This window comes from Paraburkholderia franconis (assembly GCF_009362735.1).
Lineage (GTDB): Bacteria > Pseudomonadota > Gammaproteobacteria > Burkholderiales > Burkholderiaceae > Paraburkholderia > Paraburkholderia franconis.
Map to the genome: position 1 here is coordinate 112582 of NZ_WHNP01000004.1, position 15904 is coordinate 128485.

Here is a 15904-nt window from a genome sequence, read left to right on the forward strand (position 1 = left end):
CGGTTCCTCAAACGTTCTCAGACGATGGCGGCCGAGGGTTGCTCGCGCCGCGCGAGCGCGACCATCGACGCGACCGCGCACGAAGCGAGCCGCGTGATCACCGAGTCGGCGCGGCTCGTCAAGATGATGGGCACCTTCGCGCCGAGCACGATGCCGGCCGCGTCCGCGCCCGCGAGAAACGTGAGGCTCTTCGCGAGCATGTTGCCCGCTTCGAGATCGGGGACGACGAGCACGTTCGCATGGCCCGCGACGGGCGACACGATGCCTTTGATCTTCGCGGCCTCTTCGCTGATCGCGTTGTCGAGCGCGAGCGGGCCGTCGAGAATGCCGCCCGTGATCTGTCCGCGATCGGCCATCTTGCAGAGCGCGGCGGCTTCGAGCGTCGACGGCACTTTCGAGTTGACCGTTTCCATCGCGGACAGGATCGCCACGCGCGCCTCCGGAAAACGCAGCGCGTGGGCAAGGTCGATTGCGTTCTGCACGATGTCGCGCTTTTCGTCGAGCGTCGGCGAGATGTTGACGGCGGCGTCGGTGATGATGAGGGGATCTTCGCGGCCCGGCACGTCCATGATGAAGCAGTGGCTCACGCGCCGCTCGGTGCGCAGGCCCGTTTCGCGCGCAACCACGGCGGCCATCAGCTCGTCCGTGTGCAGCGACCCTTTCATCAGCGCCTGTGCCTTGCCTTCGTGCACGAGGCGTACCGCGCATTCGGCGGCCGCGTGGCTGTGCGGCGCATCGACGATGGGCAGATCGCCGAGATCGAGCAGGCCTTCCTTCGCGGCCGCCTCGATCTTCGCGCGCGGTCCGACGAGAATCGGCGCGATCAGCTTGAGGCGCGCGGCTTCGACGACGGCCGACAATGAATCGTGATCGCATGGATGCGCGACGGCTGTCGGCGTCGGCGGAAGGCTTGCAGCAAAGTCGACGAGACGCTCGTACTTTTCGCGCTTGTGTTCGCGCTGGGGTTCCATCGTGTGTGCCCTCGTATGTGACATCGTGTGAAAAGCGACCCCGCATCGTCGATGCGCGCGGCGGGCTGTGGCCACCCGCTCGCGCTGCGTCGATGCATCGTTCATTCGACCTGTTGGCCCGCTTCCGTGCGCCGCGCCGTTTTCTTCTTCGACGCCGATTCGAAAATCGTCAGCACGCGGGCGAGATCGGCGCGCTCGTTGTCGTCGAGCGGCAGCGTCGTGCTGATCTTGTCGATGTCGCGCGCGGCGTTGCGGATGTGCGTGGCGGACGCGTCGGCCAGCATGCTGGGCAGGGCGTCGATCGCTGCTTCCGTGTCGAGGCGCAGCAACGCGGCCTGCTCGCGCACGACGTGCTTGAACGCCAGGATGCCCTGATCCGATAGCGTGCTGAGCATTTCTCGCGCGAGGTTGAAGCGGCGCTCGTCCGCTTCGCCGTGCGTGCGCTTTACGTATAGCAGCGCGCGCACGCTCGCTTCGAGAAGGCCGCCTTCCGTCATGTCGTTGCGCAGACGCGCGTGCTCGGCGACGATCGATGCTTCGCGCTCTTCCGTGTCGCCGGGTTCCGTCAATGCCGCCGCTTTCTCGCCGCCCGCTCGCGGCGGAAGACCCGCGAACGCCTGCAGCCAGGGCGCGCCGTACACCGTTTCGAACATCTGCTCGACGGCGGCGTCGCGCATGTCGCGATAGTAGTCGAGCGACGCTTCGATCGCGTGCGACATGAACGTCTGCATCTGCAGGAACGGATTGTCGGCCTCGATGGGCGCGCGCGCTTCCTTCACGCTTTGCGCAGCCTGCGCAACGGACGCGGCAAGCGGATTGCGATCGGACCACAGCTCGTAGGTCACGCGCAGCGGATGCAGCTTGCTTGCGAAATCGGCCATCCACGGCATCACGCCCGCGTGCACCCACGGCTGCATGATGCTGCGGTACAGCCCGAGATTGAAGCGCGACAGATACGCGGCCGTTGCGAAGCGCCGGTCGCTTTCCGGATCGGGCTGCACGATCTCGCGCACGTCGGCGATCGTGCGCGGCGAAATCGACAGCACGTTGTCGCCGATCACGAGGTCCGTATGCTCGGTCGCTTCCGTCTTCGCACCGATGTGCGCTTCATAGAGGCCGGACGGCAGCAGGTCGATCAGATCGATATTGCTGACGAATTCGTGATGCTCCTTGCGTCCCGTGCTGCTCGACACGAAGATGCCGAGGTGGCCGATGCTGTCATGCGTCGCGTAGACGATGGTCTGATCGTGGCCGAGAAGATCGGCGTCGTCGCGATAGAGATCGGTGATCCAGCCGAGCGCCTGCGGCGGCGGCGTGATGTTGTCGCCATACGAGCAGAACACGACGATCGGCGAGCGGATATTGCGCAGGTCGAGCCGCACGCCGTCCGCTGTCACGATCTCGCCCTTGACGAGCCGGTTGCCGACGAACAGATTGTCGACGATGTACTGCATTTCGCCCGCGTTCAGGAACACGTGGCCGCCCCAGTACTTTTCGAAGCCGAGATAGCGCGGCCCTTCCGTGTCGATGTTCGCGTAGAGGTTGTACTGCTTCGTCCACAGCGTGTTGGCGGGATTCAGGCTCTCGAAGTTCTCGACGAGCCACGCGCCGTCGAAACGGCCGTCGCCGATATCGCCCGTCAGCGCCGTGAGCCATGAGCCGCCCAGCATGCCGCCCGAATAGCGCATCGGATTCTTGCCGCGCCAGCCGGCCCAATACGACACAGGCGCGCCCGCGACGACGATCGGGCCGAACAGTTCGGGGCGCATCGCGGCCGTCATCAGCACTTGCCAGCCTGCCTGGCAATTGCCGATCACGGCGGGCTTGCCGGGACTGTCGGGATGCAGTTCGATCACTTTTTCGAGGAACGCCGCTTCCGCATGCATCACGTCTTCGACCGTTTGCCCCGGCACGGGGTCGGGCAAAAAGCCGACGAAATAGCACGGGTGCCCTGCGCGCAGCGCGGCGCCGATTTCGCTTTCGCGCTTGAAGCCGCCAATGCCCGGGCCGTGTCCCGCGCGCGGGTCGACGACGACGAACGGACGCAGACGGCCGGGATCGTGTCCGTCCGCGAGATCGCGGTCGGGCTTCAGGTCATCGGGCGGCACGATGCGAACGAGGCCGTAGTTGACGGGGCGCGGCAACTGCCGCCCGTCGACGATCAGCTTTCTGTCGAAGTCGAGCACGTTGGGCACGCGTTCCTGCAAGTGCGACTGATATTGATTGCCGCGCTCGCGCATCACGTCGGCAAACAGCACGCTGCGCTGCCATGCATCGACTGCGTAGGCGGATGCTTGCGTCAGCAGATTGCCCGGCATCGACGCGAAGGGCATCGGCGGAATGGAAAAGCTGGGCGAAACGGATGTCGGGAGAGACTGATTCATGGTCGCTTCGAACTCCCTCAAAGAGTCGGTGCCACGGTCCCATGCGACGCGCGCCTTGCACGCATCACATGTACATCGAACTCGTACACCAGGCCTGCATCGTTGCACTGGGTCACGCGCCTGGAACCAGGGCGAGACTTCAACACGCCTCAGCGAGGCGCGGCTTCGATCAAGATCAGCGATAAAGATGGCAGTAGCATGACGCGAGTATGAATGCGGCCATCGGACGCGCGATAGGCGCGCGAAGAGGCTTGTTGCGTTGCGTCATCAAAGCAGTTTAGGTCGGGATGTTTTTTCTGGCAATCAAAAAGCGATGCCTGTCTGCGGGGGCGGAATGAAAGAGTGAAAAGAGTGGACGACATGCGCCGTCCACGCGTTGCGCTGAGATCAGCGCGATCGATGCATCAACGGCTTGCGTCGCGAATCATGTTGCGCGCGATCACGAGCTGCTGGATCTGCGACGTGCCTTCGTAAATGCGGAAGAGCCGCACATCGCGATAGAAGCGCTCGACGGCATAGTCGGACACATAGCCCGCACCGCCATGAATCTGCACGGCGCGATCCGCGACACGTCCGCACATCTCCGATGCAAAGAGCTTGCAGCACGATGCTTCCGTCGATACATCTTCCTTGTCGTCGCGGCGGCGCGCGGCATCGAGCACCATCGAGCGCGCCGCGTAGATTTCCGCGCGGCTGTCGGCGAGCATCGCCTGCACGAGCTGAAATTCGGCGATCGGCTGGCCGAACTGCTTGCGCTCCATCGCGTAGCGCAGCGCATCGGCGAGCATGCGTTCGGCCGCGCCGACACAGATCGCCGAGATGTGCAGGCGTCCTTTGTCGAGCACTTTCATTGCCGTCCTGAAGCCGACGCCTTCCTTGCCGCCGATGATGTTCGCGGCGCTCACGCGGCAGTTCTCGAAGATCACGTCGCAGGTATGCGCGCCTTTCTGGCCCATCTTCCTGTCGATCTTGCCGAGCGACAGACCCGGCGTGCCCTTCTCGACGATGAACGCCGAGATGCCGCTCGCGCCCTTGATGTCGGGGTTCGTGCGCGCCATCACCGTGTAGACGCCCGCTTCCGGCGCGTTGGTAATGAAGCGCTTGGTGCCATTGATCACGTAATGATCGCCGTCGCGCACGGCCGTCGTGCGCAGCGATGCGGCGTCGGAACCTGAATTCGGCTCCGTCAACGCGAATGATGCGATCAGTTCGCCCGATGCGAGCTTCGGCAGATAGTGGCGCTTCTGTTCGTCGGTGCCGTCGATGACGAGCCCTTGCGAGCCGATGCCGTTATTCGTGCCGATCAGCGAGCGGAACGCGGGCGACGTCCTGGCGATCTCGAATGCGGCGAGCACTTCTTCTTCCATCGTCAGGCCGAGGCCACCGTATTCTTCGGGAATCGACAGACCGAAGAGACCGAGTTCACGCATCTCGCTGACAATCGCAGCGGGGATCTCATCCGTTTCGGCGACTTCGTTTTCGGCGGGCATGAGACGCTCGCGCACGAAGCGCGACAGCGAATCGAGAAGAATGGACAGTGTTTCGTGATCGCGGATCATCGTTCGTATTACCTGTGTGCAATGTCATGTTGCAATTGTGCCTGCACCCTTGAGGGTTCGTCATGTGGACAGGCATTGTTGCCGATGCGCGAGTTCTGCTTTCCGTTAGCTGCTGTTGTCTTTAACGCGGTTGCGATGCCGCCGTTTTCGCGTAGCATGGCGCCAGCGCATTTTCCGGGGACACGCGTGGGTTATCTGTTGGTACTGGCCGTCGGCCTGGCGGCGGGGACGTTGAGCGGCGTGATCGGCACGGGCTCGTCGATGTTGCTGATGCCTGTGCTGGTGATGATGTTCGGCCCCCAGCAGGCCGTGCCCATCATGGCGATTGCCGCGATCATGGGCAACATCGGCAAGGTGCTTGCGTGGTGGCGCGAAATCGACTGGCGCGCTTGCGGCGCGTATTGCGCGACGGCCGTGCCGGGCGCGGCGCTCGGTGTGCGCACGCTGCTTGCGCTGCCGCCGCATGCCGTCGAGATCGCACTGGGCGTGTTCTTCGTTGCGATGGTGCTGGTGCGCCATTGGCTCACGCGCCGCTCGATCGGTCTCAAGCTATGGCATCTGGCGGTGATCGGCGGGCCCATCGGCTTTCTGACGGGCATCGTCGTATCGACGGGCCCGATCACGGTGCCCGTGTTCATGGGTTATGGTCTCGTGAAAGGCGCGTTCCTCGCGACGGAAGCGGCCGGCTCGGTCGGCGTGTATGTGGCCAAGGTGATGACGTTCGGCCGCTTCGGCGCGCTGCCCGTTCACGTCGTGCTGGATGGTCTGATCGTCGGCTGCGCGCTGATGGCGGGTGCGTTCTGCGCGCGCCGCATCGTCGTGCGCATGAGTCCCGGCACGTTCAGGCTGGTCGTCGATGGACTGATGCTGTCGTCGGGACTGTCGCTGTTGTGGGCGGCGGGGCGCTGATCCGCGCGTCTTGCTGGCTTCGCGCGATGCATGCCGCGTTGTCGGCCTGCCGTGCATGTTCCCGTTGAACGCGATGCAATCACTCGATACCAAAGGAACGACATGATCGAACGAAACATGGTCTCCACGACTTTCGACTTGCCCGGCTACACCGTCGACGGCTCGCTTGGCATCGTGCGCGGCATCATCGTGCGCTCGCGTTCGGTGGTGGGCGCGATCGGCGCGGGGCTGCAGACGATCTTCGGCGGCAATATCTCGCTGTACACGTCGTTGTGCGAGCGGGCGCGGCTGGACGCGTACGAGCGCATGCTTGCGGAAGCCGAGACGCTCGGCGCGAACGCTGTCATCGGCATGCGTTACGATGCGACCGAGATCGGCTCGGGCGTCACGGAAGTGCTCTGTTACGGCACGGCAGTGCGCGTGCGCCGCAACGGGTGATCGAAGTTTTCAACCCGAAGTTCAACCCAAAGTCGATGCCGAAGGAAATGTTATGCGCCTGTTGCTTGCCCTGATCTTGCCGTGGTTCCAGTTCTTCACGATTGGCCGTCCGATCGCGGGCATCATCTGCCTCGTGCTGCAACTGACGATCATCGGCTGGCTGCCCGCCGCGATCTGGTCGGTGTATGCGCTGAGCCAATACAAGACCGACAGGAAGATAGAAGAAGCGCTCGGCCGGCGCACGTAAGCCGCGCCACGCGCAGGCATGGAGCCACGATGGCGCGCTAGTCGTCGACGAACAGCATCGACACATAGAGAATCGTCGACACCACGATGATGCCGACGCCGACGAACACTTTCGTGCGGTTGAATTCGAGTCCGCCATTGATCGCAACGGCGATGCCGACGACGGCCGACAGCGTGCCGATCGCCGCCAGCACGACGTGCGCCTTGCTCCAGATCATCTTGCGGCGTGCTTGGCGCTTCGGAGAGTTCCAGGGTTCGATGGGCATCGCAGTGACCGTGATGTAAGCGCATTGGCTGCCGAAGCTGGCCCGTCTCGCTGCGAGAGCAAGACGGGCCAGCTGTCGAGGTCGAGCGCTCGTTATTGAATAGGCGTGCCGTCGCGCGTGATCTGAATGGCCGTCGCCGACACGTAGTTCGCGCGAACGCTGTCGCCGACCTTGAGCCTGTCGAGCGGCACGTCGGGCGCGACTTGCAGGACTACGCTGCGGTTAGGTCCGCGCAGCGTCACCTGACGCTTCTTGTGGTCGATCTTCTGCACGGTCGCGACCACTTCGATGTTCTGCTTCTGCGTCGACGCGCCGCCTTCCACGGGTGTGGTCGATTGCGATTCGATGCGCGAGCGCACGCCCTTCGAGTCGACCTTGTCCGCCGACAGTAGCAGCGCGCCCTTGTACGAGATGTGCACTTGATCGCCGACCTTGAGCTTCTTCACGTCGCCGACATCGGGATCGACTTCGACGATCGTCGAGTTGCCGCGCGGGCCGCGGATCGTCACCTCGTTCCTGCCGGTGTCGATATGCGTGATGCGCGCGGTCACTTCGGCGACGGCAGCCGTGCCGACCGCGTTCGCAGCGGGCGAAGATGCCGGATTGTCCTGCGCGCGTGCGTCGATGACGGGCGCGGCCAGCGTCGCGCAAGCCGCTGCGATGGCCATCATGCGAATCGAACCGCGAACTGCACGTTGCATATGAGACTCCTCGTTGGTGCGTTGAGTGGGCCAATCGTCCTGTACGGGGCCGTGGCGGTTTTAGCGGTCACGCTGTTTCGGCGGTGTGGCTTGCTGCCTTCTGTCTCGCGTCGTCGTACACGCGGCGCCGTTCCGCTTCCACCAGCATCCGCTTGCGCTTGATCGACTGCCGGTGAATGGGCGGGCCCATCACGGCCACATAGTCGTTGTAGCGATGCTTCTGGAAACGGCGGAAGAAGTCGGGTCCGGGCAGGCCGTTGCTGAGCGCGAGCAGCACGCCGTAGTCGATCGTCGAGACTTCCCCGAGCGACGCAACGGCTCGCTCCAGCGCGTCATAGCGCGCAGTGAGCGGATCGCTCGCGCCGAACATCGCGTGAAATCGCTGATAGGTTAGGAGCCGCTCGTGCTCGGCGGCGCGTCGCAACGCCACGACGATACGTTCAACCCGTTCCACTTCCATGTTGCCCTCCACGCGTGAAAATGCGCCGTCGCGTACGGAATCGAATGCCGCGCGACGGCATGTTGCAAACGGTCCGCTTTGCCTTTTATCAGCGAAACTGTTTTTTGCCAATAAGGCCTGATGTAATTCAATTGCCGTTATGAATTTTGTTTTTTTAAATAAAATTCTTCGCCGCTTTTAAAGCAGCAAATAGAACAGGCATGGCGGATTGTGCCGGCTGGAGTGCGATAGTCCGCCGGCTAAGGTATTGCGTGCTGAAATGGACGTATTGCCATACAACGTTCCCTATGAAAACGCAGCAGGCGCACGTACAGGGTGCGGGCCGTGAGGCTTGAGTCGATGCGATGCAGTAATGGTTACAGCATGCTAGCAAACGATTTCGGCAAGTTCAAGAAAACATCCGAACGCTTCGAAAAGTATGATGATGATGATTTATTGTTTACCGAAACGGATATGATTTTTCTTTTGTTGGATATTTCGCAATAAAATCCATAAATGATTTTTCAACGATCATGAAATTTCACGAGCGAGAGACACAGGTGCGCTGTAAACATATATCGGTCTTTTAAATACGTTGCATTTGCTGCGCCATGTCCGTCATCCGGCGACCCGGGCGTTCGTGTTCTGACTATCGACGAGGTCGCTCATGCCTTCACGAAACGAAGAATTGCCGACCGTCATGCGCAGACTCGCTGCGGGCAGGATGCTGATGGAAGGCGCGTCGATCAGCGACGTCGCCGCGCAACTGCACATCTCCGAAAACACCGTGCGCAAATATCGCGCGCTGCTGAACGAGGGCGGGCTGGATTCGTTGAGGCAGATGAGCGTGGGCGGCCGTTCGTCGGTGCTCGACGAAGCGGCGATGCAATGGATCGCGTCCGCGTTGAGCGGCCCCGCGAGCGTTCACGGTTTTCCGTCCGACGCATGGACCAGCAACCGTCTGCGCGAACTGATACGCGCGCGGTTCGGCGTCAGCTACTCGCGTGTCTATACGTGGCAGATCGCGACCAATCTCGGTCTCGGGCACCGGCTGACGAAGTCACGCAAATAGTCGTGCGACAGGCGGCTTTACGCGGGCCTTCAGCGCGCGGAGGGCAGCAGTTCGCCCCAGGCGACGAGGATCTTCTGGATGCTGCGCGCGTAGGAGTCGCGCTCTTTCGGCGACTCCGAGTGATATGCGCCGATCGCGCGCCACGTGTTGCCGTACTTCACCATCTTCTGCTTGATCAGCCATGCGGCGACATAGATGTTCACGCATGCATCGGTGAGCGCGCGATGCGGAATGCCGAGGCGCTTCAGGTCGCTGAAATGAACGGAGTTGATCTGCAATTGCCCGACGTCGATCGAGCCGTTCGCATTGCGATTGATCGCGCTCGCGTCGCCCTTCGATTCATGCCACGCGACCGCGCGCAGAATCAGCGGATTGACGCCCTGATAGGCGGCTGCCTGTTCGAAGCAGTCGTCGGCGCGCGCGATCTCGCATGTCAGCGACGACACGAACAGCGCGAGCGCGGCGAGTGCGCATTTGAGCAGAGGGCGCGAGCGGCGCGTCGCGAGAAGCCGATGTGTGGACACATGAGTGGACACGATAGGACGCTCCGTTGCGGTTATTTCGCCATCGCGAGTTCGAGCTGCTTTTCGACCGAGCGCAGATACATGCGCGAAGTGTCGGAGACGACGAGGCGCGCGGCGGGCGCCGTGGGCCTCACGTCGGCGACGACGCGCGGCTTGCGCTTTTTCGACGTGCGCTTCGGCACGACGGGCTCGTCATCGTCGTCGGATACGGGCGGCAGCATCGAGAGGGTCGGCAGCGGCGGATAGACCTTGTCGGCAGCGGGCAGGCCGGACATGCCCGGCGCAACGTTCGCGCTGCCTGCCGACAGCGTGCCGGCGACGGCCGGCTGGCCCGCGTGAGCGGCCTGGGCCAGGCCGGCGAGCACGAGGCTCGCCGCGAGGAGAGCGGTCCTGAACATGGCGAGGCTTCCCTTCATGGTGTCGCGGAGGGTGTCGTGGAGGTTGGCCTGATCGACACGCTATACGGCTGGTTCGCGCCCGCCGTCAGGTTCTCCAGGCTGAGCTTCGCCGGATGCTGCGGCGGCACGCCTCGCCAGATAGCCTGATTCAGATACGGCAGGTCCTGGCCTAAGGCGGTGACGAGAATCGTCGTCGGCTGCTTTTGCGAGGCGGCCAGCGCGCCCGCTTTGGCGAGCACGGCCGACAGTTGCGGATCGCGGGCGCCGAGCGCATCGGGCGGAATCGTGAAGCTGATGAGGTCAGTCGACACGGGCGGCTTCTCTCCTTGCGATGCCGTGTTCGTGGGCAATTGCGCGCAACCGGCCATCGCGACGAGAACCATACAAAACGCAAGCTGCTTCACGGACCGCTCCCAGAAGTCGTTGACGCTACATCGGTTTGTCGGCACGGCCGCGGCGAACTTGATATGCGATCCGCAAACGTTTGGCAAATCGGGAAACTTGACTCAGGAACGGCCGTCGTCTGGAAACTCTGACCGTCGAACGCGCGGAAAAACGGTGAGGTTGTCTCGCGCCTCTTCGGCGGTTGGCGGGCGCGTGCCTTCGGCGCGCAGCGGGTTTCGCCGCTTTGCGCGCGCGATGCCGTGTGACAGGCTCGCGACACAGCCGCCGAACACCCTCGCGAGACATGCGATGCGCGTCCGGGGTATCGTGAGCGGCACGGCAAGGTGACACGCCTGCTTCTCAACGCGAAGCGCGATGGCTTCGCCTCTTTTCAGGAGATCGCAATGGCCAAGGTTCTCGTTCTTTACTACTCGTCGTACGGTCACATCGAAAAGATGGCCGAAGCAATGGCCGAAGGCGCGCGCAGTGCGGGCGCGCAGGTCGACATCAAGCGCGTGCCGGAGACCGTTCCCGAAGAGGTCGCAAAGAATGCGCACTTCAAGCTCGATCAGCAGGCACCCATCGCGACGGTGGCCGATCTCGAGCAATACGATGCGATCGTCGTCGGCACGCCGACGCGTTATGGACGCATCTCGTCGCAAATGGCCGCGTTTCTCGACCAGACGGGCGGACTATGGATGCGCGGCGCGCTGAACGGCAAAGTGGGCGCGGCGTTCTCATCGACGGCGACGCAGCACGGCGGGCAGGAGACGACGCTCTTCTCGGTGATCACGAACCTGATGCACCTCGGGCTGATCATCGTGGGCTTGCCGTACAGCCATCAGGGGATGATGAACATGACGGAGATCGTCGGCGGCGCACCGTATGGCGCAACGACGATTGCATCGGGAGACGGCTCGCGGCAACCCAGTGCGATCGATCTCGAAGGCGCGCGGCATCAGGGCGCGATTGTCGCGAAGACGGCGGCGAAGCTGTTTGGCTGAACGGCGTTCTTGTTGCAGTCGATCGCAGCCGTTCGATTGCAAAGGGAATGACGGACTGAATGCGCAGCGCACTGAATGCAGTCCGCCGTTCAGTGCGCGCAATCGATGGCGTCTGCTTGCCGGAATAACGTTGCAAGTTCAAGCGGTTGACCGCGCGTCATGCAGTCTCGTCAGGCGGCAATGTCAATTGAGCGATTTCAACCGTATCGAGTTGCTCGAGCACGGCTGGCGCGAGCAGCAGTTTCGCCTTGCGAATGCCTGCGCCCATCACGACCTGCTGACGTTCAATCACGGCCGCATCGACGAGAATACGCCAGCCCGCAGGCAAACCGAATGCGGTAATGCCGCCGAACTCCATCGCGCTCTGTTCCGTCGCGACCTCGCGCTGCGCGAACGAAATGCGCTTCGCGCCGAGCGCCGTTTTCACCGCGCCGTTCACGTCGAGGCGCAGCGAACCGAGTGTCACCAGCGCGGCGAGATGCTCGCCGCCATCCTTCTTGTAGCGAACGACGATCGTGTTCGCGCAGTCTTCCATCGGAAAGCCGTAACGGGCGCTGAAGTCGGCGGTATCCGATGCATCGTCGGTGACGGAGAACACGACGATGTCACGGCCTGCGATCGATGCGGCGATGTGCGCGGGAAGATGCGCATCGATCTGTTCGGGCGCGATGATGTCGAGCTTCTGAAGTGGTTCGTGCGAAAGCATGATGGGTGTAAGCGATCGAGGACGAAGACAGGGCGCACACATTGTACGATTCCCGGCCGCGTGTCGCTGATCCGCACATCACTGTGCTGCATCGATGTTCATGCGCGCATTCATGGCGATTGCGGACCGCTGCATCCGCAACCTTCGGAAGGGCAGACTTCTTTCTTCAAGAGAGAAGCCGTCACATCACTCGAGATCGTCGAGCAGTTTGGCGAGAATCATCTCCGACATGTTGCGCGGGCGGCTCGAAGGACGGCTGAACGGTCCATAGACGGCATCGCCGCGCACGATCTCCTCGCCCGTCAACGCGCACACGCCACGCGAGCGCGCGATGCGGCGCACCCACAACTGTTCGGTGTAACGACCGGCCGTCGAGTCGCGCCACGTGATCGAAACCGACTTCGCGCCGAACCGTTCGACGAATGTGATGACGGCGGCGCTGTGTTCGTCCGATGCCGCCTGCGACCTCGCGCGCTCGGCATTCGCGGTGCGGCGGGCCGCGCGCGCCGCGCAGGCGCCGTTGTCGCATTTGTCGGACGATGCGCCCTTGGTGTCCTGCGAAGGCGACTTGCCTAGCCGCGAGATGGTCGTCGTCCACGGATCGCGCAGAGCGGGCTTCGCGGGCGCTGAGCCGCCGCTTGCCGCCTCGCGTCCGACGTCCGCATAGAGCGCCTGTGTGCGGCGCAGTTCGACTTCGGCACTGGCGCGCCGGTTCGCGTGGGCGGGACGCCTGGGTTCGGCCGTAGTACCAGTTGCAGTTCCAATCCTGCTCACGTCGACTCCTCTTCAAAGCACGGCCCTTCGAAGCGGCCATGTTGGAAAGACAGAACCTTACGTTCTGCTTCTGACGGCCGCCCGCAGCCGCAAAAGCGGCCACTCTTGTGCGGGCGAAAACGCATGCGCCGCGCGTCGTTGCGCCCTGGCGGCGAACGAACGGAGCGGCTGCACGCTGCAAGACAGCGTAGCGGTAAGCTTGTCACGGCCGGCAAAAATGGCCGGTCATATGGCGAGCATGCTAACGGCTTGCTATCGCGGGATAAATGCCGCGGAATTGAACACTCAATTTATCTAATTCAAACAATGAGGCCGCTTTGATCTGCGGTAGGGGCGCAATCGCTTGCCCGTCGTGCGATTGCGTCGATGCATATGCACATGAATCGTGCGCGAATCGCGCAGATGCACGCCATAGGAGCTACGTCGAGCAGGGTCTTGCCTTGACTTCGAAATGCGGGCGTCCATACTCGACTGACGCCTTGGCGCTTCGCCACGAGCTCATTTCATCGCAAGGACACGACCGTTATGGACAAGACAGTGAAGGTTCCCGGCCCCGATCATCCCATCACGATTGCAAAGAGCGGATCGCGCGTCGTCGTGTCCGTGGCGGGGCGCAAGATCGCCGACAGCAACGATGCGCTTTCCTTTCACGAAGCGTCCTATCCCGAGGTGCTCTACATTCCGCGCAAGGACGTCGACATGTCGCTGCTCGAACGCACCGATCATTCGACGTATTGCCCGTACAAGGGCGAGTGCAGTTACTACAGCATTCCCATCGGCGGCGAGCGTTCGGTCAATGCCGTGTGGACTTACGAAAGCCCCTACGATGCCGTTGCAGCGATCAGGGAACATGTCGCGTTCTATCGCGATCGCGTGGATTCGTTCGAGGTCGGCGCGCAATAAAAGAACTCGCGAATGGACCGCTATCGCCGCGGTTCATTCGCTTGCAGATCGAAAGGCTCTGGTTCTCAGCGCGCGATGCCGACGTGTATCGTCAGCGTTTGAACTGTTTTCGACAGTCGGATCAAACGTGACACGAATGACAAGAATAAAGCGCACATGAACGGGGCGCGTCATGATCGCGCGCCGCTTCAATTGATCGACATGAAACGCCTGAAAGCTGCCTGCGCGCCCGCTTTCGGGGCATCGGATGCAGCCGCATCAAATGACGACCACTTTCTGCTGTTGTTGTGCAAGGACGCGACGTTCCTGTCGAAGCCGATGCTCACGCACTGTCTCGCGCGGATTCGGGACCGCGCGACCGTGCTGATCGACAGAGTGCGCCGACTTTATCGACCGCGATATCCGCGACACACTCGATGCGTTTTGGAACGATGCGCAGCGACGGCAAATCACCGTCGAGCGTTTGCGCTGGCGGGAGCCGGCTGCGCGGAAAGGGCGGGCGTTGCTGCCGTCGCTGCGCGCGACGGGCTGGCGAAGGCAAGAAAGCGAAAGGAGCGGCGAGGGCGTCAACGGGCGCCCGCGCCGGATTGATGCAAGCGTTACTCGGCGATCGAGTAGCGCGATGGCTGCGCCGGCTTTAGCTCGACGGGCTGTTCGATACGCGCGCTCGCGCCGCGGATGAAGAAGACCGCGCACAACGCCACCAGGGTCCAGACGCAAAAAATAACGGTCAAAGCGCTCATTTCAGATCATTCCAGTAAAACACGACTGCGGTTACGTACTGCCCGTCCGGCCGCGATAGCTGCCGGTCAATGCATGGTGTGATGGTCCTGGCCGTCGAACAGAAGCTCGTCGATCAGGCGCGTGGTCAGATCGAGCTGCTTTTCCAGCGACATGCGCGCCAGTTCCGCGCTCGCCGCGTCGCCGCGCGCCACGGCGGCGTGCGTCTGGGTGGCAAGGCGCAGCACGGTGTCCGAGGCGAGTTGCAGGCCGCGCATCAGATCCTCCTGCGCGAACTCTGCCCCGCTGTTGCATTCAGGCACCGAGGCTTCCGGCGAGCCGGTCTCGAACTCCAGATTTCTGTTGTATCGGTAAGACATCTCAGGCTCCTCGGTGCACTAGCACGATTGAAGTGTGCGCCGCGGGACTCCTTTTCAATTCGTCGAACAGAGGCCGGTTTTCGACCCATTCCGGCACCGCCGCGCCAACCTCGCATTCCGCTGAGCAATCGGGCCGCGAGCAGGCCGGCGATCGCGCGCTGCGATTATCCAGCTATGCACACACACGCTCTCTTTTCCGCTTCGGACGAATAGTAAGCAACTGTTATCGCGCGGTCTGCAAGGGCTGGCCCTGGGTTGCGTCGGCGCCCGTTATCGCGCGGGTCATAGTGCATGGCTCGCGCGCCCGCTCCGTGGGCGTGCCGTAATGTGCGGTCACAACTGTTTGCGAACAGTTTCTGCAGTGTCTGCTCCAATGGCATAAGGAGAAGGAGAACGATCATGAAAAAATTACTGACGCTGGCAGCCGTCGTCACCGCGACGATCGCGCTGGGGGGCTGCGTCGTCGCACCGCCTTATGGTTATGCGTATGCGCCGGACTATGGCTATGCGCCGGGATATTACGCGGGACCGTCGGTGAGCGTCGGCGTTGGCTATAGCTGCTGCTGGGGCCACGGCGGATGGGGTCATGGCGGATGGCATCGGTAAGCGGCGGCCTGCATGAGCTGATGCGCCGCGCGCGATTGTACTGGAGGAATGCGAAACGGATAGCGCACGAGTGAACGGTGCGCATCGGTCGTTCGGCGCCACTGTTGCGCGCGCGCACACATGACGGCGGCGCGGCTGCGTCTGAGGTACGATCACGGGGCCGGGAACGCCCGACATACCCGGCTCTCTCCAGGCAACGACTTCGCAACGCCACCTACGTTTTCACATCGAGCATGGACTACCGCGTTACCTACGAGCACAGCCTCGCTACCGCCCCCGACGACTTCATCGTGAATGTCCCGTCGCAACTGGTGTCGGATGTGCCGTCGAATATTCCGAGGGCGCTGCTGCCTGAAGTCATCGAGAAGCTGATTCTCGAACGCTCGCCGCGCATCGGCCGCATTCGCAATCTGAAGCTCATCTGACGCCCGCATCTGACGTCAATTCGCCATTCCCACTCTCGCGGCCGGCTTCCAATGCCGGCCGCGTCTGCTTGAAAACGGCATGCCTGCCCCGCATG

The 15904-nt window shown here is 62.7% G+C and carries 21 protein-coding genes; 8 read left to right on the top strand and 13 right to left on the bottom strand.

What is annotated here, in order from left to right:
• Positions 1-17: 17 nt before the first annotated feature.
• The 3 genes from GCT13_RS05530 to GCT13_RS05540 form a co-directional block, all read right to left on the bottom strand.
• Positions 18-995, bottom strand: a complete 978-nt coding sequence (locus GCT13_RS05530; protein ID WP_152755740.1) for a phosphate acetyltransferase — start codon at positions 993-995, stop codon at positions 18-20.
• A 77-nt stretch (positions 996-1072) separates the two neighbouring features.
• Complete coding sequence (locus tag GCT13_RS05535) at positions 1073-3304, bottom strand: DUF3141 domain-containing protein (RefSeq protein WP_407670754.1); 2232 nt, start codon at positions 3302-3304, stop codon at positions 1073-1075.
• 455 nt (positions 3305-3759) lie between these two features.
• Positions 3760-4914, bottom strand: a complete 1155-nt coding sequence (locus GCT13_RS05540; RefSeq protein ID WP_152755744.1) for an acyl-CoA dehydrogenase family protein — start codon at positions 4912-4914, stop codon at positions 3760-3762.
• A 186-nt stretch (positions 4915-5100) separates the two neighbouring features.
• Here GCT13_RS05540 and GCT13_RS05545 point away from each other — a divergent pair, with 186 nt between their 5' ends.
• The 3 genes from GCT13_RS05545 (at position 5101) to GCT13_RS05555 (ending at position 6508) form a co-directional block, all read left to right on the top strand.
• Positions 5101-5823: a sulfite exporter TauE/SafE family protein gene (locus tag GCT13_RS05545; RefSeq protein ID WP_321574202.1), complete on the top strand. Its 723-nt coding sequence runs from the start codon at positions 5101-5103 to the stop codon at positions 5821-5823.
• Positions 5824-5925: 102 nt separating this feature from the next.
• Positions 5926-6261: a YbjQ family protein gene (locus tag GCT13_RS05550; RefSeq protein ID WP_152755748.1), complete on the top strand. Its 336-nt coding sequence runs from the start codon at positions 5926-5928 to the stop codon at positions 6259-6261.
• Between the two features lie 52 nt (positions 6262-6313).
• Complete coding sequence (locus tag GCT13_RS05555; RefSeq protein ID WP_087738637.1) at positions 6314-6508, top strand: YqaE/Pmp3 family membrane protein; 195 nt, start codon at positions 6314-6316, stop codon at positions 6506-6508.
• A 37-nt stretch (positions 6509-6545) separates the two neighbouring features.
• Here GCT13_RS05555 and GCT13_RS05560 read toward each other — a convergent pair whose 3' ends face one another.
• The 3 genes from GCT13_RS05560 to GCT13_RS05570 all read right to left on the bottom strand — a co-directional run bounded on the left by GCT13_RS05560 (position 6546) and on the right by GCT13_RS05570 (position 7934).
• Positions 6546-6773 (bottom strand): DUF2964 family protein, encoded by a 228-nt coding sequence (locus GCT13_RS05560; RefSeq protein WP_087738636.1) that lies wholly within the window; start codon positions 6771-6773, stop codon positions 6546-6548.
• Between the two features lie 92 nt (positions 6774-6865).
• Positions 6866-7474, bottom strand: coding sequence for a hypothetical protein (locus GCT13_RS05565; protein ID WP_152755750.1), 609 nt, complete (start codon positions 7472-7474; stop codon positions 6866-6868).
• A gap of 67 nt (positions 7475-7541) precedes the next feature.
• Positions 7542-7934, bottom strand: a complete 393-nt coding sequence (locus tag GCT13_RS05570; protein WP_152755752.1) for a hypothetical protein — start codon at positions 7932-7934, stop codon at positions 7542-7544.
• Positions 7935-8580: 646 nt separating this feature from the next.
• Here GCT13_RS05570 and GCT13_RS05575 point away from each other — a divergent pair.
• Positions 8581-8985: a helix-turn-helix domain-containing protein gene (locus tag GCT13_RS05575; protein ID WP_152755753.1), complete on the top strand. Its 405-nt coding sequence runs from the start codon at positions 8581-8583 to the stop codon at positions 8983-8985.
• A 29-nt stretch (positions 8986-9014) separates the two neighbouring features.
• On the opposite strand, the gene GCT13_RS05580 is transcribed toward GCT13_RS05575, so the two are convergent.
• The 3 genes from GCT13_RS05580 to GCT13_RS05590 are packed head-to-tail and all read right to left on the bottom strand — an operon-like array spanning position 9015 to position 10290.
• On the bottom strand, positions 9015-9509 hold the full coding sequence (locus GCT13_RS05580; protein ID WP_321574217.1) for a lytic transglycosylase domain-containing protein: 495 nt from the start codon (positions 9507-9509) through the stop codon (positions 9015-9017).
• A 32-nt stretch (positions 9510-9541) separates the two neighbouring features.
• Positions 9542-9907: a hypothetical protein gene (locus tag GCT13_RS05585; RefSeq protein ID WP_152755755.1), complete on the bottom strand. Its 366-nt coding sequence runs from the start codon at positions 9905-9907 to the stop codon at positions 9542-9544.
• A 14-nt stretch (positions 9908-9921) separates the two neighbouring features.
• Positions 9922-10290 carry a hypothetical protein gene (locus GCT13_RS05590; RefSeq protein ID WP_152756108.1) on the bottom strand — a complete coding sequence of 123 codons (369 nt, stop codon included), beginning with the start codon at positions 10288-10290 and terminating at the stop codon, positions 9922-9924.
• Between the two features lie 405 nt (positions 10291-10695).
• Here GCT13_RS05590 and wrbA point away from each other — a divergent pair, with 405 nt between their 5' ends.
• On the top strand, positions 10696-11295 hold the full coding sequence (wrbA, locus tag GCT13_RS05595) for an NAD(P)H:quinone oxidoreductase (protein WP_152755757.1): 600 nt from the start codon (positions 10696-10698) through the stop codon (positions 11293-11295).
• A gap of 157 nt (positions 11296-11452) precedes the next feature.
• Here wrbA and GCT13_RS05600 read toward each other — a convergent pair whose 3' ends face one another.
• Both GCT13_RS05600 and GCT13_RS05605 read right to left on the bottom strand, forming a co-directional pair.
• Positions 11453-12001: a YbaK/EbsC family protein gene (locus tag GCT13_RS05600; RefSeq protein ID WP_152755759.1), complete on the bottom strand. Its 549-nt coding sequence runs from the start codon at positions 11999-12001 to the stop codon at positions 11453-11455.
• A gap of 186 nt (positions 12002-12187) precedes the next feature.
• Positions 12188-12775, bottom strand: a complete 588-nt coding sequence (locus GCT13_RS05605; protein WP_321574203.1) for a DUF3331 domain-containing protein — start codon at positions 12773-12775, stop codon at positions 12188-12190.
• 525 nt (positions 12776-13300) lie between these two features.
• Here GCT13_RS05605 and GCT13_RS05610 point away from each other — a divergent pair.
• The gene (locus tag GCT13_RS05610; protein ID WP_152755761.1) at positions 13301-13678 is read left to right on the top strand and encodes a DUF427 domain-containing protein; all 378 of its coding nucleotides are present in this window, start codon (positions 13301-13303) and stop codon (positions 13676-13678) included.
• Between the two features lie 599 nt (positions 13679-14277).
• Here GCT13_RS05610 and GCT13_RS48150 read toward each other — a convergent pair.
• Together GCT13_RS48150 and GCT13_RS05620 are read right to left on the bottom strand one after the other, a co-directional pair.
• Entirely contained in the window at positions 14278-14421 is a 144-nt protein-coding gene (locus tag GCT13_RS48150; RefSeq protein ID WP_193727580.1) for a hypothetical protein, read from the bottom strand.
• A 66-nt stretch (positions 14422-14487) separates the two neighbouring features.
• Positions 14488-14778 (bottom strand): hypothetical protein, encoded by a 291-nt coding sequence (locus GCT13_RS05620; protein WP_152755763.1) that lies wholly within the window; start codon positions 14776-14778, stop codon positions 14488-14490.
• A 399-nt stretch (positions 14779-15177) separates the two neighbouring features.
• Between GCT13_RS05620 and GCT13_RS05625 the strand changes: the two genes are divergently transcribed.
• Both GCT13_RS05625 and GCT13_RS05630 read left to right on the top strand, forming a co-directional pair.
• A complete protein-coding gene (locus GCT13_RS05625) occupies positions 15178-15384 on the top strand; it encodes a hypothetical protein (RefSeq protein WP_090867438.1) in 207 nt (68 codons plus the stop codon).
• A gap of 233 nt (positions 15385-15617) precedes the next feature.
• Complete coding sequence (locus GCT13_RS05630) at positions 15618-15809, top strand: hypothetical protein (RefSeq protein WP_090867436.1); 192 nt, start codon at positions 15618-15620, stop codon at positions 15807-15809.
• Positions 15810-15904: the final 95 nt, after the last annotated feature.

Excerpts from the sequence above, each read along its gene's own strand:
- wrbA (WP_152755757.1), top strand. The coding sequence starts at position 10,696 with ATGGCCAAGGTTCTCGTTCTTTACTACTCGTCGTACGGTCACATCGAA.
- GCT13_RS05630 (WP_090867436.1), top strand. The coding sequence starts at position 15,618 with ATGGACTACCGCGTTACCTACGAGCACAGCCTCGCTACCGCCCCCGAC.
- GCT13_RS05550 (WP_152755748.1), top strand. The coding sequence starts at position 5,926 with ATGATCGAACGAAACATGGTCTCCACGACTTTCGACTTGCCCGGCTAC.
- GCT13_RS05625 (WP_090867438.1), top strand. The coding sequence starts at position 15,178 with ATGAAAAAATTACTGACGCTGGCAGCCGTCGTCACCGCGACGATCGCG.
- GCT13_RS05620 (WP_152755763.1), bottom strand. The coding sequence starts at position 14,778 with ATGTCTTACCGATACAACAGAAATCTGGAGTTCGAGACCGGCTCGCCG.
- GCT13_RS05575 (WP_152755753.1), top strand. The coding sequence starts at position 8,581 with ATGCCTTCACGAAACGAAGAATTGCCGACCGTCATGCGCAGACTCGCT.
- GCT13_RS48150 (WP_193727580.1), bottom strand. The coding sequence starts at position 14,421 with ATGAGCGCTTTGACCGTTATTTTTTGCGTCTGGACCCTGGTGGCGTTG.
- GCT13_RS05540 (WP_152755744.1), bottom strand. The coding sequence starts at position 4,914 with ATGATCCGCGATCACGAAACACTGTCCATTCTTCTCGATTCGCTGTCG.
- GCT13_RS05610 (WP_152755761.1), top strand. The coding sequence starts at position 13,301 with ATGGACAAGACAGTGAAGGTTCCCGGCCCCGATCATCCCATCACGATT.
- GCT13_RS05555 (WP_087738637.1), top strand. The coding sequence starts at position 6,314 with ATGCGCCTGTTGCTTGCCCTGATCTTGCCGTGGTTCCAGTTCTTCACG.
- GCT13_RS05560 (WP_087738636.1), bottom strand. The coding sequence starts at position 6,773 with ATGCCCATCGAACCCTGGAACTCTCCGAAGCGCCAAGCACGCCGCAAG.
- GCT13_RS05565 (WP_152755750.1), bottom strand. The coding sequence starts at position 7,474 with ATGCAACGTGCAGTTCGCGGTTCGATTCGCATGATGGCCATCGCAGCG.
- GCT13_RS05590 (WP_152756108.1), bottom strand. The coding sequence starts at position 10,290 with ATGGTTCTCGTCGCGATGGCCGGTTGCGCGCAATTGCCCACGAACACG.
- GCT13_RS05570 (WP_152755752.1), bottom strand. The coding sequence starts at position 7,934 with ATGGAAGTGGAACGGGTTGAACGTATCGTCGTGGCGTTGCGACGCGCC.
- GCT13_RS05535 (WP_407670754.1), bottom strand. The coding sequence starts at position 3,304 with ATGCCCTTCGCGTCGATGCCGGGCAATCTGCTGACGCAAGCATCCGCC.
- GCT13_RS05530 (WP_152755740.1), bottom strand. The coding sequence starts at position 995 with ATGTCACATACGAGGGCACACACGATGGAACCCCAGCGCGAACACAAG.
- GCT13_RS05600 (WP_152755759.1), bottom strand. The coding sequence starts at position 12,001 with ATGCTTTCGCACGAACCACTTCAGAAGCTCGACATCATCGCGCCCGAA.
- GCT13_RS05585 (WP_152755755.1), bottom strand. The coding sequence starts at position 9,907 with ATGTTCAGGACCGCTCTCCTCGCGGCGAGCCTCGTGCTCGCCGGCCTG.